General features: G+C 67.8%; 12 protein-coding genes. 5 read left to right on the top strand and 7 right to left on the bottom strand.

The annotated features are described in order from the left end of the window. Positions 1 to 2: 2 nt before the first annotated feature. A complete protein-coding gene (locus G370_RS0109860) occupies positions 3 to 890 on the top strand; it encodes an endonuclease/exonuclease/phosphatase family protein (RefSeq protein ID WP_019660456.1) in 888 nt (295 codons plus the stop codon). Between the two features lie 117 nt (positions 891 to 1,007). On the opposite strand, the gene G370_RS0109855 is transcribed toward G370_RS0109860, so the two are convergent. Beyond that, positions 1,008 to 4,295 carry an Rne/Rng family ribonuclease gene (locus G370_RS0109855; protein WP_019660455.1) on the bottom strand — a complete coding sequence of 1,096 codons (3,288 nt, stop codon included), beginning with the start codon at positions 4,293 to 4,295 and terminating at the stop codon, positions 1,008 to 1,010. A gap of 407 nt (positions 4,296 to 4,702) precedes the next feature. Between G370_RS0109855 and G370_RS0109850 the strand changes: the two genes are divergently transcribed. Further along, a complete protein-coding gene (locus tag G370_RS0109850) occupies positions 4,703 to 5,677 on the top strand; it encodes an RluA family pseudouridine synthase (RefSeq protein WP_026347071.1) in 975 nt (324 codons plus the stop codon). Between the two features lie 547 nt (positions 5,678 to 6,224). Here the strand turns inward: G370_RS0109850 and zupT are convergent. From zupT to G370_RS0109835, 3 genes are all read right to left on the bottom strand, one after another. Next, positions 6,225 to 7,034, bottom strand: a complete 810-nt coding sequence (gene zupT, locus G370_RS0109845; RefSeq protein ID WP_019660453.1) for a zinc transporter ZupT — start codon at positions 7,032 to 7,034, stop codon at positions 6,225 to 6,227. Positions 7,035 to 7,132: 98 nt separating this feature from the next. Further along, positions 7,133 to 7,549 carry an energy transducer TonB gene (locus G370_RS0109840; RefSeq protein WP_019660452.1) on the bottom strand — a complete coding sequence of 139 codons (417 nt, stop codon included), beginning with the start codon at positions 7,547 to 7,549 and terminating at the stop codon, positions 7,133 to 7,135. Beyond that, positions 7,546 to 7,896, bottom strand: coding sequence for a 4a-hydroxytetrahydrobiopterin dehydratase (locus G370_RS0109835; RefSeq protein WP_019660451.1), 351 nt, complete (start codon positions 7,894 to 7,896; stop codon positions 7,546 to 7,548). The genes G370_RS0109840 and G370_RS0109835 overlap by 4 nt, the downstream gene beginning before the upstream one ends. Positions 7,897 to 7,986: 90 nt before the next feature. Here G370_RS0109835 and G370_RS0109830 point away from each other — a divergent pair, with 90 nt between their 5' ends. Then, positions 7,987 to 8,586, top strand: coding sequence for an NfuA family Fe-S biogenesis protein (locus G370_RS0109830; protein ID WP_019660450.1), 600 nt, complete (start codon positions 7,987 to 7,989; stop codon positions 8,584 to 8,586). 10 nt (positions 8,587 to 8,596) lie between these two features. After that, on the top strand, positions 8,597 to 10,363 hold the full coding sequence (locus G370_RS0109825) for a hypothetical protein (RefSeq protein ID WP_019660449.1): 1,767 nt from the start codon (positions 8,597 to 8,599) through the stop codon (positions 10,361 to 10,363). Between the two features lie 102 nt (positions 10,364 to 10,465). Here the strand turns inward: G370_RS0109825 and G370_RS0109820 are convergent, their stop codons facing one another. Continuing rightward, positions 10,466 to 10,879, bottom strand: a complete 414-nt coding sequence (locus G370_RS0109820; RefSeq protein WP_019660448.1) for a barstar family protein — start codon at positions 10,877 to 10,879, stop codon at positions 10,466 to 10,468. Next, positions 10,879 to 11,331: a guanyl-specific ribonuclease gene (locus tag G370_RS0109815; protein WP_019660447.1), complete on the bottom strand. Its 453-nt coding sequence runs from the start codon at positions 11,329 to 11,331 to the stop codon at positions 10,879 to 10,881. Before G370_RS0109815 ends, G370_RS0109820 begins: the two co-directional genes overlap by 1 nt. A 221-nt stretch (positions 11,332 to 11,552) precedes the next feature. On the opposite strand from G370_RS0109815, the gene G370_RS0109810 reads away from it, so the two are divergent. After that, entirely contained in the window at positions 11,553 to 12,164 is a 612-nt protein-coding gene (locus G370_RS0109810) for a superoxide dismutase (RefSeq protein WP_005410310.1), read from the top strand. 131 nt (positions 12,165 to 12,295) lie between these two features. Here G370_RS0109810 and G370_RS0109805 read toward each other — a convergent pair whose 3' ends face one another. Next, positions 12,296 to 13,144: an endonuclease/exonuclease/phosphatase family protein gene (locus tag G370_RS0109805; protein WP_019660446.1), complete on the bottom strand. Its 849-nt coding sequence runs from the start codon at positions 13,142 to 13,144 to the stop codon at positions 12,296 to 12,298. Positions 13,145 to 13,220: the final 76 nt, after the last annotated feature.

Here is a 13,220-nt window from a genome sequence, read left to right as displayed (position 1 = left end):
CGATGAAGCAGCAGCGGGCGAAGGTGCGCACGTCGGTGCGCGCCCTGGGGCTGGCCATTGCAATGGCATTGCCGGGCGTGATGATGGCGGCTGAACCGGCTGGCACGACTGTGGCGCCCGACGTTGCCAGCGCGCCGGGCATGAGCATGGTCACCTTCAACCTGCACCACGACCGCGAAGACTGGCCGAGCCGGCGCCGCACCATCCTGGCCGAGCTCAAGCGCCTGCAGCCGGATGCGGTTGCCCTGCAGGAAGTGATCCAGCGCCGCAACGTGCGAAACCAGGCGCAATGGCTGGCCGGCCAACTCGGCTACAGGTATGTGTTCGTGTCCACCGATCCGGTCGCGGCACCCAAGCGCTACGGCAATGCGCTGCTGACCCGGCGGCCGATCCTCGCTCAGGGCGATCATCTGCTGCAGCCGCTGGACGACTACCGCACCGTGGCCCACCTGCGCATCGACGTCGACGGCACGCCGGTAAACATCTACGCCACGCATCTGAACGAGCGCAGCGACGAGAACGGGCAGCGCATCCGTCGCACCCAGGTCGAAGACCTGCTGCGCTTCATCACTGCAACCTCGGCCGGTGCACCGGTGGTGATCGCCGGCGACTTCAATGCACTGGTGGATGCCGGCGACCTGAGCGAGCTGCGCAGCCACTACGGCGACAGCTACGGCAGCGTGCATGTCAACACCGATCTGTCCGCGGTCAGTACGCTCAACCGTCACTATTACCAGGCGCCGTCGCGGATCGACCACATCTTCTTCCAGCAGGACGAGATGGTCGCACGCGAGGCGAAGATCCTGTTCGACCAGCCCGATGACAGCGGTCGCTGGGCCTCGGACCACTACGGCGTGTGGACCCGCCTGCAGTTCGCGCCGAAACCCTGACGCAGGCACGCTTGGGTAGGTGCCAACCTTGGTCGGCACGGTTCGGCCCGACGCACAAACAAAAACGGCGGGGATCATTGATCCCCGCCGTTTCGTTTTCACGCTATCAAGGCGCGATCAGTTCGACGGAGGCGTGCGCTTGGCTGCCTCTTCGTCTTCTTCATCGGCCCTGGCTTCTGCAGCCTGCGCTGCGGCGTCGGCATGGCCATCGGCGACCGGATCGATTGACGGCGTCACCACGGCTTCGGCGACCGGGGCAGCGGCCTCGATCGGCGCGGCTTCCACCGCCACCGGCGCGACCGGCTGTTCCACGATCGGCGCAGTCTCGACGACCGGCGTGGCTTCAACGGCCGGGGCGGCCTCCACCACCGGGCCACTCTCACTGGCCACCGGCTTGGTTTCAACCACCGGGGTTGCTTCAACCACCTGCGGCTTCGATTCCACGACCGGCGCGGCCTCGACCGCGACCGGCTTCGTTTCGATCACCGGAGCGGCTTCAGCCACTGCGGTCGTTTCAGCCACAACCGGCTTTGCTTCGATCACCGGCGCGGCAGCGTCCACCACCGGAGTGGCGTCGGCGACCGGCTGAACCGGGGTCGCAGCGTCGATGGCATCGAGCATGCTGGTCTGCACCGGCGAGGACACCGTTTCAGTTTTCGCAGCAGCCTCGGCCGGCGCCTGCGCTTCAGCCGCGACGGGGGCGGAGACTTCGACCACGGCGCTGCTCACCACCGCAACCGGTGCGGAAACCGCAGCGGCGGCAGCGCGGGCCGGCTTCCCGGCTTCGATGGCGATCGGCTCGACTTCGTCATCGAAGTCGAACTCCGGCTGCGAACGGACCGGCTGCACCGCAGCAACCGGAGCGGTTCCGGCGGTGTTGTTGACGCTCGGCTCGGCGCCGTCGGTGTCTTCACCGTCATCACCATCGTCCTGGTCATCGCCCAGGGCGTCGCTGCCGACGGCATTCTCGGTGCCACCGCGACGACGGCGACGGCCACCACGACGGCCACGACGACGGCGGGTTGCGCCTTCGCCTGCCTGCTCGCCATTGGTGGCGGTTGCAGCCTCCTCGCCGGCAACCGCAGTCACCTCGGCCGCGCTGCCAGCGTTGGCAGCGGTGTCGGCCGACGCAGCGGCTTCCACCGGAGCGGCGGGTGCCGGAGCAACCGGCGTCACCGGCGCGGTGGCTTCCAGCGCGTTCACCCCGTTGGCGGCGACGGCCGTAACGGCTACGGCTGCCGCTGCGGTCACGGCTTCGGCAGCTGCTTCGGCGGCATTGCGCTGCGGCTTCTCGGCCGGCTTGTCACCGTCCTGCTGCTGCGGGCGCGGCTGCTTGGGCTGCTTCAGCTTTGGCTGCTGGTTCTGGTTCTGGCCCTGCTGCTCGTTGCGCGGCTTGTTCTGCTGCTGCGGCTGCTGCTGGCCATCCTTGTGCTGCGGCTCCTTCTGCTTGCCCTGCTGCGGCTGCTGCTGCGCATTGCCGTTGTTGCCGTTGCGGCCGTCCTTGCGCTGCTCGCCGCGGTCCTTGCGGTTGCCGCCATCCTTCTGCTGCTGCGCGTTGCCATTGCCACGACTGTCGTCGCGACGGTCCTTGCGGTCCTTGTTGCGATCCTTGTTGCGGTCCTTGCGGCCACCGTCCTGCGACTGACGCGCCGCCGGAGCGGCCGGCGCCGGCGCCGGGGCCGGTTCGCCACCGAACACGCGCTTGAGCCAGCCGATCACGCCGCCGCTGGGGGCCGGGGCCGTCGGTGCGACCGCGACCGGGGCCGGGGCTGCCTTGGCCGGCTCAACTTCCTCGCGAACCGGGGCGGGCGAGGTGTGTTTGACCTGGGTCACCGCCGGCGGCGGGATGTTCAGCTGGCCCTTGGTCAGCGCGTGCACCGGCAGCTTGCGCGGGGTGCCCCGCTGGTAGCTGGGCTTGCTGCTTTCTTCACCCAACTCGTTCTCGCGCAGGCGGGTGACGGTGTAGTGCGGGGTATGCAGCTGCTCGTCGGCCACGATCACGATCGGCGCCTCGTGGCGCTGCTCGATCTCGCGCAGGGCGCTGCGCTTCTCGTTCAGCAGGTAATTGGCGATCTCCACGGGGGCCTGCACCAGCACCTGCCCGGTGTTCTCCTTCATCGCATGCTCTTCGGCGACGCGGATGATCGACAGCGACAGCGACTCGACGCTGCGCATGCGGCCGTGGCCGTCACAGCGCGGGCAGACGATCTGGCTGGACTCGCCCAGGCTCGGGCGCAGGCGCTGGCGGCTCATTTCCAGCAGGCCGAAGCGCGAGATGCGGCCGACCTGGACGCGGGCCCGGTCGTACTTCAGCGCGTTGGCCAAGCGATTCTCGACCTCGCGCTGGTGCTTGTTGGAGGCCATGTCGATGAAATCGATGACCACCAGGCCACCCAGGTCGCGCAGGCGCAGCTGGCGGGCCACTTCCTCAGCCGCTTCCAGGTTCGTCTGGAACGCGGTGTCCTCGATGTCGCTGCCCTTGGTGGCGCGCGAGGAGTTCACGTCGACCGCGGTCAGTGCTTCGGTCTGGTCGACCACGATCGAGCCGCCCGACGGCAGGCGCACGTTGCGCTCGTATGCACCTTCGATCTGCGACTCGATCTGGAAGCGGTTGAACAGCGGGATGTCGTCCTTGTAGTGCTTGAGCTTGCGCAGGGTCTGCGGCATCACCTGCTGCATGAACTCGCGGGCGTGCTCGTACATCTCCTCGGTGTCCACCAGGATCTCGCCGATGTCGGCGCGCAGGTAGTCACGCAGGGCGCGCACGATCAGGCGCGACTCCTGGTAGATCAGGAACGGAGCGGGCTTGCTCAGCGCGGCTTCGGCGATGGCGCGCCAGACGTTGAGCAGGTAGTCCAGGTCCCACTGCAGTTCTTCCGCATCGCGGCCGACGCCGGCGGTACGGATGATCACGCCCATGTCGTCGGGAATGTTCAGCTTGTCCAGCGCGTCCTTCAGCGCGGCCCGGTCTTCGCCCTCGATGCGGCGGGACACACCACCGGCGCTGGGCGAGTTCGGCATCAGCACCATGTAGCGGCCGGCCAGCGAGATGAACGTGGTCAGGGCGGCGCCCTTGTTGCCACGCTCTTCCTTGTCGACCTGGACGACGATCTCCTGGCCTTCCTTCAGCAGTTCGCGGATGCCGGCCTTGTTGTGGTCGACGCCGGCCTGGAAGTAGTCGCGGGAGATTTCCTTCAACGGCAGGAAGCCATGGCGGCCACCGCCGTATTCGACGAAGGCCGCTTCCAGCGAGGGCTCGATGCGGAAGATCCGGCCCTTGTAGATGTTGGACTTCTTCTGTTCCTTCGACGGCTGCTCGATGTCGATGTCATACAACGACTGGCCATCCACGATGGCAACACGCAGCTCTTCAGCCTGCGTTGCGTTGATCAGCATTCGCTTCATTGTTGCGTTCCTCGCAAGCGGCTACCGCGCGGAACGCCATGGGGTTTCGCCTCTGGACACGGCTCGCCGCCCATTCGCGCAAGCGCGGGGAGGGCGGCTTGGGTTTCCAGCGCTACGACACCACGGCAGGCCGCGGGAGCGCTTCACTCTTATGGGTTTTGGGTGTTGCAGGGCCGCAGGCAGCTGTCAGCCAGGCTGGAGCGCCACGCGGGACATGTTCAGCACGGTTGCGTGTCAGGCATCCGGCGATGGCCGGGAAGGCCGGTGAGCCGCTAACATGGCCGCCCCGCGGGCGGTGGTCGCGCACTGTGCCGGATTCGTCGGAAGCTGGGCTTCTGGCCCTGAGTAACTTCCAACGAAATCAATCCCTTATCTCGCCCCCCGAGTGTAACAGAATAAACAGCCTGATGACCGCCCAAGACCCCACCAAGCCCGCAGGCGACAAGCCTTCCGTGCGCATGATCACCGTTCCCGCCGACCGCGCCGGCCAGCGCCTGGACAACTTCCTGCTCGGCCAGCTGAAGGGGGCCCCGCGCAGCCTGGTCTACAAGCTGGTGCGCAGTGGCCAGGTGCGGGTCAACGGCGGTCGCGCCAAGGCCGAGCGCAAGCTGGAGGCGGGCGATGAGGTGCGTGTACCACCCGTGCGTCTCAGCGAGGAGGGAGACAAGGCCGGTCCACCTGAGGCGTTCATGCGCCGCCTGGAGCAGGCCATCGTGTTCGAGGATGCCCGCCTGCTGGCCCTGAACAAGCCCTCTGGCGTGGCCAGTCATGGCGGCAGCGGCATCAGCTTCGGGGCGATCGAGACCCTGCGTGCGCTGCGCCCGGGGCAGACCCTGGAGCTGGTCCATCGGCTGGATCGCGACACCTCCGGCCTGCTGATCGTGGCCAAGAAGCGCTCGGCGCTGAGTGAACTGCAGGCCCTGCTGCGTGAAGACCATGGCGCTGGCATCCGCAAGCGCTACCTGAGCCTGCTGGCCGGGCGCATGCCCGATGGCGTGATGACGGTGGACGCGCCGCTGCACGTGGGCCTGCGCCAGGGCGGCGAGCGCCATGTGCAGGTCAACGCGATCGGCAAGGAATCGATCAGCCACTTCCGGGTGCTGGAGCGCCGCGGCGGCCATTCGTACTGCGAGGTGCGCATCGAGACTGGCCGCACCCATCAGATCCGCGTGCACGCCCAGCATCTGGGCCACCCGGTGGCCGGTGACGACAAGTACGGCGATCCGGCGGTGAACAAGCGGCTTCGTGAGCAGATCGGGCTGAAGCGCCTGTTTCTGCACGCGGCTTCGCTGGAGTTCGCGCTGGATGACGGCAAGAGCCCGTACGTGCTGAATGCACCGCTGGCCGATGAGCTGGTTGAGGCGCTGGACCGCCTGCGCTGACGGCGGTTCGGCGGCGCCGGGTGCTTGGTCGGCGCCGTCGCTTCCCTGCGATGAGTGGGCTCGTCACTTTCTTTGCTCGTGCAAAGTAAAGTAACCAAAGAAACACGCCGCCATCCGCGAGCCGGCGCTGCGCGCCGGTACCCTGCGCTCCTCGGTCCGCCGAGGGGCGGCGCGGAACTCGCTGCGCTCAGACACCCGCGCCTCTTCGCCCTCGCCGGACCTGCGGTGCTCGGCTCGCTACAAGGCGGACCTGACAGCCGCAGCGTAGACCCATACCCGCACGCAGCCCTTGTAGAGTCGAGCCACGCTCGACTCACGCGCGCAGCGCGGGCTTCGCTTTTTCATTCTTTCATCGCGCGGCTGGCACGCCTATAGCCTGTCAGAGGCCGGGCGAGGTGGGTTTGCGGGGGTGTAAGCGCCATGGATGGCGCGCCCAAGCCCCCAAGGATGGGTTTACGGCGTCCCCCGCAAACCCACCTCGGCCGGCCCAACCCGGAATGTCGCTCCGCCAGCCGCGAGGGGGCTCAGCCCGTTGGCCGGGAACCCCTCACCACTTGAACAGCACCAGGCTGATCGCCAGGGTGCCCATGCCGGCCACCAGTCCGTAAACCGTCTCGTGGCCCTTGGCATAGCGCTTGGCCGCCGGCAGCAGCTCATCCAGCGCCAGGAACACCATCACGCCGGCGATCAGTCCGAACACCCAGCCAAACGTGGCGTGCGACAGCGATCCTGACAGCAGCCAGTAGCCCAGCGCCGCGCCCACCGGCTCGGCCAGGCCGGACAGCAGGCTGGCACTGAATGCATAGGCCTTGTTCTGGGTGGCGAAGTACACCGGCACCGCGATCGCGATGCCCTCGGGGATGTTGTGGATGGCAATGGCAAAGGCCAGTGGCATGCCCACCGACGGGCTTTCCAGCGTGGCGAAGAAGGTCGCCAGCCCTTCCGGGAAATTGTGCGCTGTGATCGCGACCGAGGTCAGCAGCGCGACCCGCTTCAGGTACTCGCGGCTGTTTTCGCGGAACGCGGGGTCCTGCTTGTCCAGGCTGTCATGCGGATTGGGAATGAAGTGATCGATCAGCACGATGACGATCACGCCCAGCAGGAACGCCAGGGTGCCGTAGGTGAAGCCGCTGCGCTCGCCATAGGCCAGGGCGAACGATGCGATGGACTTGTTGAGGATTTCCGAGAGCGACACGTAGACCATCGCGCCGCCGGCGAAGGCCAGGCCAAAGGCCAGCAGGCGCGGGTTGGGGCGGCGCGAGAACAGCACCAGCAGGCTGCCGATGGCGGTGGCCAGGCCGGCCGCGAGGGTGACCGCCAGTGCGATCCAGACATTTTCGGGGGGAATCTGCAGCATGTACCGACGCGGTCCTGGTCAACAGACAGCCGCCCCGGATAAGCCCGGGGCGGGGAGGGCGAGGCGGGCGTCGGCTGGCCTCGTCGGGGCGCGCGCGATCAGCCGCCGCGGCGCAAGCGTTCTTCGATGGCGAAGCACTGATCGGGCTTCGGCTGCGGCGGGTTGAAGCTGACCGGCACCTGGATGGTGGCCGGCACGGCAGCGCCGTTACGGGTGGCAGCCTTGAACTGCCAGCCCTGAACGGCCGTTTTGGCCAGCTCGTCCAGCTGCGGATTGCCGGCGCCGGTGAGCAGGGCGACCTCGCTTGGCTTGCCGTCGGTGCCGATGGTCACCTTGAACGTGCTGGTGCCACCCACGCCCATGCAGGCCAGTTCAAGCGGGTACTGCGGCGGCGGCGTCTTCACCGCGGCCACCTCGGTCGGCGCGGTCGCTGGCGGCGCCGGCGGCTCGGAGGCACCACAACCGGCCAGGCCGGTCGCAGCAATCAGGGACAGGCTCAGCAAGCGTACGTTCATGGCAGTTGCTCCGTCAGGGCCGAAGTCTTCGCAGCGCAGATGAAGTCGTTCTCGCTCAGGCCGCCCACATCGTGGGTGGAAAAGCGCACCACAGCGCGGTCGTAGTGCACGGCCAGGTCCGGATGGTGGTCCTCGCGGTGGGCAATCCAGGCCAGCGCGTTCACGAAGGCCATGGTGGCGTAGTAATCCTTGAAGCGGAAGGTGCGCGTCAGGGCCTGTCCGCCCTCGCTCAGCTCCCAGCCGGGAATCTGCGGCAGCAGTTCGGCCAGGCGGGCCTCGCCGAGCTTGTGGTCGCTGCCTTGGCGTGGCACGCAACGGGCCTGGGCCAGTGGAATCAGGTCGGCCATGGGAATCTCCACCTCGTGTTGACTGAACAATGCGCCGGACGGTGTATAAACCGAATGAGCGGCTGACGCGTACTTGGCTAGAATAGCCTGATGATCCAGATCTCCGACACTGCCCAGACCCATTTCCGCAAGCTGATCGAACGCGAGGGCGTGCCCGGCATGGGTGTGCGCTTGAGCGCGGTCGATCCCGGCACCCCGCGCGCCGACGCCCGGCTGGAGTTCGCCGAACCGACCGACCTGCTCGGCGATGAGTGGGCGGTGGACTGCGAAGGATTCACCCTGTACGTCGATGCCGGCAGCGTCGGCTGGCTGGACGGGGCCGAGATCGACATCGTCGCCGGCAATACCGGTACCCAGCAGCTGACCATCAAGGCGCCGCGCATCAAGGGTGAAGCGCCCGGTGATGCGGCCTCGCTGGTCGAGCGCGTGCACTGGGTGGTGGAGAACGAAGTCAATCCGCAGCTGGCCTCGCATGGCGGCAAGGTGGCCGTGCAGGAAGTCTCGGCCGACGGCGTGGTACTGCTGCGCTTCGGCGGTGGCTGCCAGGGCTGTGGCATGGCCGATGTGACACTGAAGCAGGGCATCGAAAAGACCCTGATGGGCCGCGTGCCGGGCGTGACCGCCGTGCGCGACGCGACCGACCACGACAGCGGCCACGCGCCGTACATCCCGCGCGACAACGTCGCCTGATCGCTGACGCGTGCCTCTGACCCGGGCCGAGCAACTCATCGATCTACTGCTGGCGCGCCAGCAGCCCCGCGCCGTCCTCGAGAAGATCACGCGCCTGCCTTATGGCTGGGCGCTGTGGCTGCGCTCGCTGGGGCCGCTGCCGCGGCCGTACCACGCGCGCGACGTGATCGCGGTATTGCTGCCCCGACCGTTGCCGGGGCCACCCGGTCAATCGCCGCAGCTGTCGCCGTGGCAGGCGCTGCGCCGCTTGTTCTGGCAGGACTGGGACGCCGCGCCGCGCGACCAGCGCTGGATGCGCTGGCTCTCGGCAGTGGCCAGCGCGCTGCTGCATCTGCTGTTCTTCATGCTGCTGCTGTGGGTGGCGGTGATCCGCACCACGGCACCGGAAGCGGAGGGCGCCGAAGGCGAGCGCTTGCAGGTGGAATTCGTCGGTCGCGCGAGCCAGCAAGGCGGTGGCGATCAGCCTGGTGCCGACGCAGCTGCGGCTGCTCCTGGCGGCCAGGTTGCCGCCGGCCAGGAGGGAGGGGCAGCGACGTCGCCTGAACCGCGTCCTGCGTCCAGATCGTCGCCTGCGCCCGCACCGGCTCCAGCGCCGACCGCCAGCCTGCCACCACCGCCTGCCGAAGCGGAGCCGGCCCCGCTTGCCGCCCCGCCGCCTTCGCCCGTACAGGCCACCGAAGTGGCGCAGGCCAGTGCGGATTTCGTGGTGCCGCCGGTGAGCGTGCCGCGTACCGAGGTCAGCATCGTGCCGCGTGACACCACGCCCACGGTGCGCGAGCGCAGCGTGCAGCCCGTGCAGGCGCCGCCAGTCCCAACCCCACTGCGTGCGCCGGAGATCGCCGTGCCGGCACCGCAGTTGCGTGACATTCCGGTGCAGGAGCGCGAAGTCAGTACGGTCGAAGCGCCGGCAGTGTCGCAGCCGCTGCGCACGGCCGATGTACAGGTCCGTGTGCCGCAGCGCGATGTGCAGGTGCGCGAGCGCGAAGTGCAGGCCGTGGTCGATCCGCAGGTACGGATGGCTGCTGTGGCCGGGCGCGAGCCGACCGTGCGTGCGCCGCTGGGCCGTGACCTGCAGGTGCGGGAACGCGAAGTCGCGTCGGCACCCGCGGCGGCGCCTTCAACGTCCAGCGGCAGCGCGCCAGCGACAACGGCCGCGCCTGCGGCCAGTGGCAGTGCGCGCCAGGCCGAAAGCAGCACGCCACGGCCGTCCGCCTCCAGCACGGCACCGGCCCAGGCTGGAGCGCGCCCGGCCCCCGATCCGGGCAACTGGGCCACGCCCGCCAAGGGCGATGACTGGGGGGCGTCGAGCCGCAAACAGGACGGCGCCAACAAGGGCGCCCGCCAGGCCAGCGCCACCGGCAAGGGCAGTGGCCTGTTCAACGCCGATGGCAGCGTCCGCGTGCCGGGCCAGGAAGGCGATGGACGTGCCGAGCGCGGTGCGCCCGGTGGTGCCAACGATGGCTGGAGCAAGGAACGCATCGCGCAATCGGGCACCTGGTTGAAGCGACCGCCTTACGACTACACGCCCACGTCATTCGACAAATACTGGGTCCCGCAGGAATCGCTGCTGGCCGAGTGGGTGCGCAAGGGAATAAAGGCAATGGAGATTCCGTTGCCGGGTACCAATACGAAGATTTCCTGCGTGATCTCGATCCTGCAGGCCGGTGGTGGCTGTGGCCTTACCAATCCGAACATGCAGGACCAGCCGGCCGTGGCGCGGCCACCGCCGGACATTCCGTTCAAGAAAGAACTGCAGGAAGATAACGGGAGCCGGTAGGCTAGGGAGCGCGCCACGTCCTGGCAGGCTCGCTTGGGTAGGTGTCAATCTTGGTTGGCACAGAAGCGCCGACCAAGGTCGGCATCCACCACGGCAGTGACCTTACGCGCTCTGCGACAGGAACACCCAGAACGGGACGTCGCGGCCAAGCCAGTCGCGGCTGGTCTCGTCCATCACGTCCAGCAGGGTGTCGAAGTCCTTCTGCGCGGTGGCGCGCAGCGCGTCCACGTCGCACAGGAACAGTGCATAGCCGTTGGCTGGCAGCCATTGCAGGTCGCGTAGATTGTCCGACAGCGCATCCCAGTTGCCGCCGAAACCGGCCGGAAAATCCAGCTGCGCGGCCAGCCGTGCGAGCAGGGTGCGCTTGTCGGCCACCCCTTCCAGATCGATGCGGATCACCTTCAGCCCGGCATCGCGCATTGCGGCGGCCAGGGCGCCGATGTCGTCGCTGTCGATGGCGTAGACACCGGCATTGTTGATGTCGTGCAGGCCGAGGCCGAAATCGTCATGGCTCATCACTGCGCTCCCTGGGCCGGTACGGTGAAGCTGCGGAATGATTCGTAATGGTCGTCGGTGTAGTACCACGCCTCCGGCGGATCGCCGCCGGTGACGATGCGGCGCGTGCCACGGGTGCGCGCGCCGGGGGTGTCCACGGTGTATTCGCGGTAGTAGCCGCGCGGACGCTGCGGCAACTGCTGTTCGCGGTTGCCGAACGTGCTGCCGTCCTGGCGGTGCGGGAACGGCCCGCCGCGCTGGATCAGCGCGATCGTCTGCCGGGCTTCGGCGGGCAGGAAGGTGGGCAGACCGTTGTCCCTGCCGGGCGTGGCCGTGGCCGGTGCGCGCGCGGCAGGCGCACCCTGCAGGTCCGGCGCGAACTGCGGCGCCGGCGGGCGCTGCATGAAATGGTTGACTACCAGGCCGAGCAGCAGCAGGGCGATGGCGACGATCAGCAGCCGGGGGTTGCGCATGGGCAAGGGAGCGGGCGAGGGTGATGCTCGCACTGTAGCGCCTGCGCGCTGCACGGCGCATGAGGAGGGGGCTGCGTCACCGCCGCGTAACAATTGCCGTCGTGCTCACCGGCGGGACGCAATTTCCTTTACATCCCCCTTGGTAATCTGCCGTTCTGTCCCCATCATTCACCGCGCACCGCCCGACAACGTCGGGTGCCCTCGCAATCAGGAGATGCACCATGGCCTATACCCTGCCCAAGCTGTCCTACGCCTACGACGCGCTGGAACCGCATATCGATGCGGCGACGATGGAAATCCATCACACCAAGCATCACCAGACCTACATCAACAACGTCAACGCGGCGCTGGAAGGCACCGAGTACGCTGACCTGCCGGTCGAAGAACTGGTGAAGAAGCTCAAGTCGCTGCCGGAGAACCTGCAGGGTCCGGTGCGCAACAACGGTGGTGGCCATGCCAACCACTCGCTGTTCTGGACCGTGATGGCTCCCAATGCTGGCGGCAACCCGGTGGGCGACGTGGCCAAGGCCATCGACAAGGACCTGGGCGGCTTCGACAAGTTCAAGGACGCCTTCACCAAGGCGGCGCTGACCCGTTTCGGCAGCGGCTGGGCGTGGCTGAGCGTGACCCCGGACAAGAAGGTGGTGGTCGAAAGCACCGGCAACCAGGACAGCCCGCTGATGGAAGGCAACACCCCCATCCTCGGCCTGGACGTGTGGGAGCACGCGTACTACCTGAAGTACCAGAACCGTCGCCCGGAATACATCGGCGCGTTCTTCAACGTCATCGACTGGAACGAAGTCGAGCGCCGTTATCAGGAAGCGATCGCCTGATCGCGGTGATGGGATGAACGGAGAAGGCCGGGGAAAACCCGGCCTTTTCTGTTGCAGCAATCATTCGGTAGTGCCGGCCGCTGGCCGGCAATCGTGTGATCCCCGGGGAGCCGGCCAGCGGCCGGTACTCCCTATTCGGCGGTGGCCGTATTGCCTTGCAGGCGCAACGTGGCCATCACGCCCAGGCGCAGACCGGGCAGGTCGCCGTCGGCCGGCAGCAGGATCGGCTGCTGGCGGATGCCGTCGAAATGCTTGACCTGGAAGAGCACATCCAGACCATGGCCAGTGCTGCCCCCGCCACTGGCCGCAGGCGCCTCGGCTCGGCCGCCGGGATTGCGCCGCGCCGGCTGGAAGCCCGGCGTGCTGCGCACCAGTTCCATCGTGTTGGCCGAGAAGTCGCCGGCGATCAGGCTGGGCATGCCCTCGGCGGTGGCACCAATCCAGGTCATCAGGTCGCTGGTCTGGTGCTGGCGCGCGGCGGCCTCGTCCGGGTCGGGGCGGAGCCGTGCCACATAGATGTTGACCAGCGCCTCGCCCAGCTTCAGCCGCATCATGCCGGCGGCGCTGAAGGTGCCGGGAGGATGCAGCAGGGTCACGCCGTCCTCGCTGACCGGCAGCCGGGTCAGCATCGCGTTGCCATGCCGCAATGTCTGGCTGGGTGGATCGGCGGTGACGAAGTCGCAGCTGTAACGCAGCCGGCTGGCCAGCCAGCAGGCCGGGTTGCGGCCCTGCTGCTGCAGCACCTGCTGCACCGAGATCACGTCCGGCTGCAGGTCGGTCAGCAACTGCGCGACCTGCTCGCGGCGCAACTTCCATTGCGCATCATCGTGGCTGGGCAGCTCCAGCGCGGCCACCGTCAGCTGGCGGGAGCCGCTTTCGCTGGCCGCCGTGGCCGGTGCCTGCGGCCGCGCCTGTGCCTGCAACGCCATCAGCAGCATCAGGCAACTGAGCAGGAGACGGGCGGGGGGGAGGGGGCACATAACGATAAGTTTACGCTTTTGTCGTGCAGGTGCCGTGACTTCCGGCACGGAGCGCGGTTGCCTGCCATGGATGGGC

Origin of the sequence: Stenotrophomonas hibiscicola ATCC 19867 (assembly GCF_000382065.1) — a bacterium.
In the GTDB taxonomy this organism is placed as follows: domain Bacteria; phylum Pseudomonadota; class Gammaproteobacteria; order Xanthomonadales; family Xanthomonadaceae; genus Stenotrophomonas; species Stenotrophomonas hibiscicola.
This window is presented reverse-complemented; position numbering and strand designations above follow the sequence as displayed.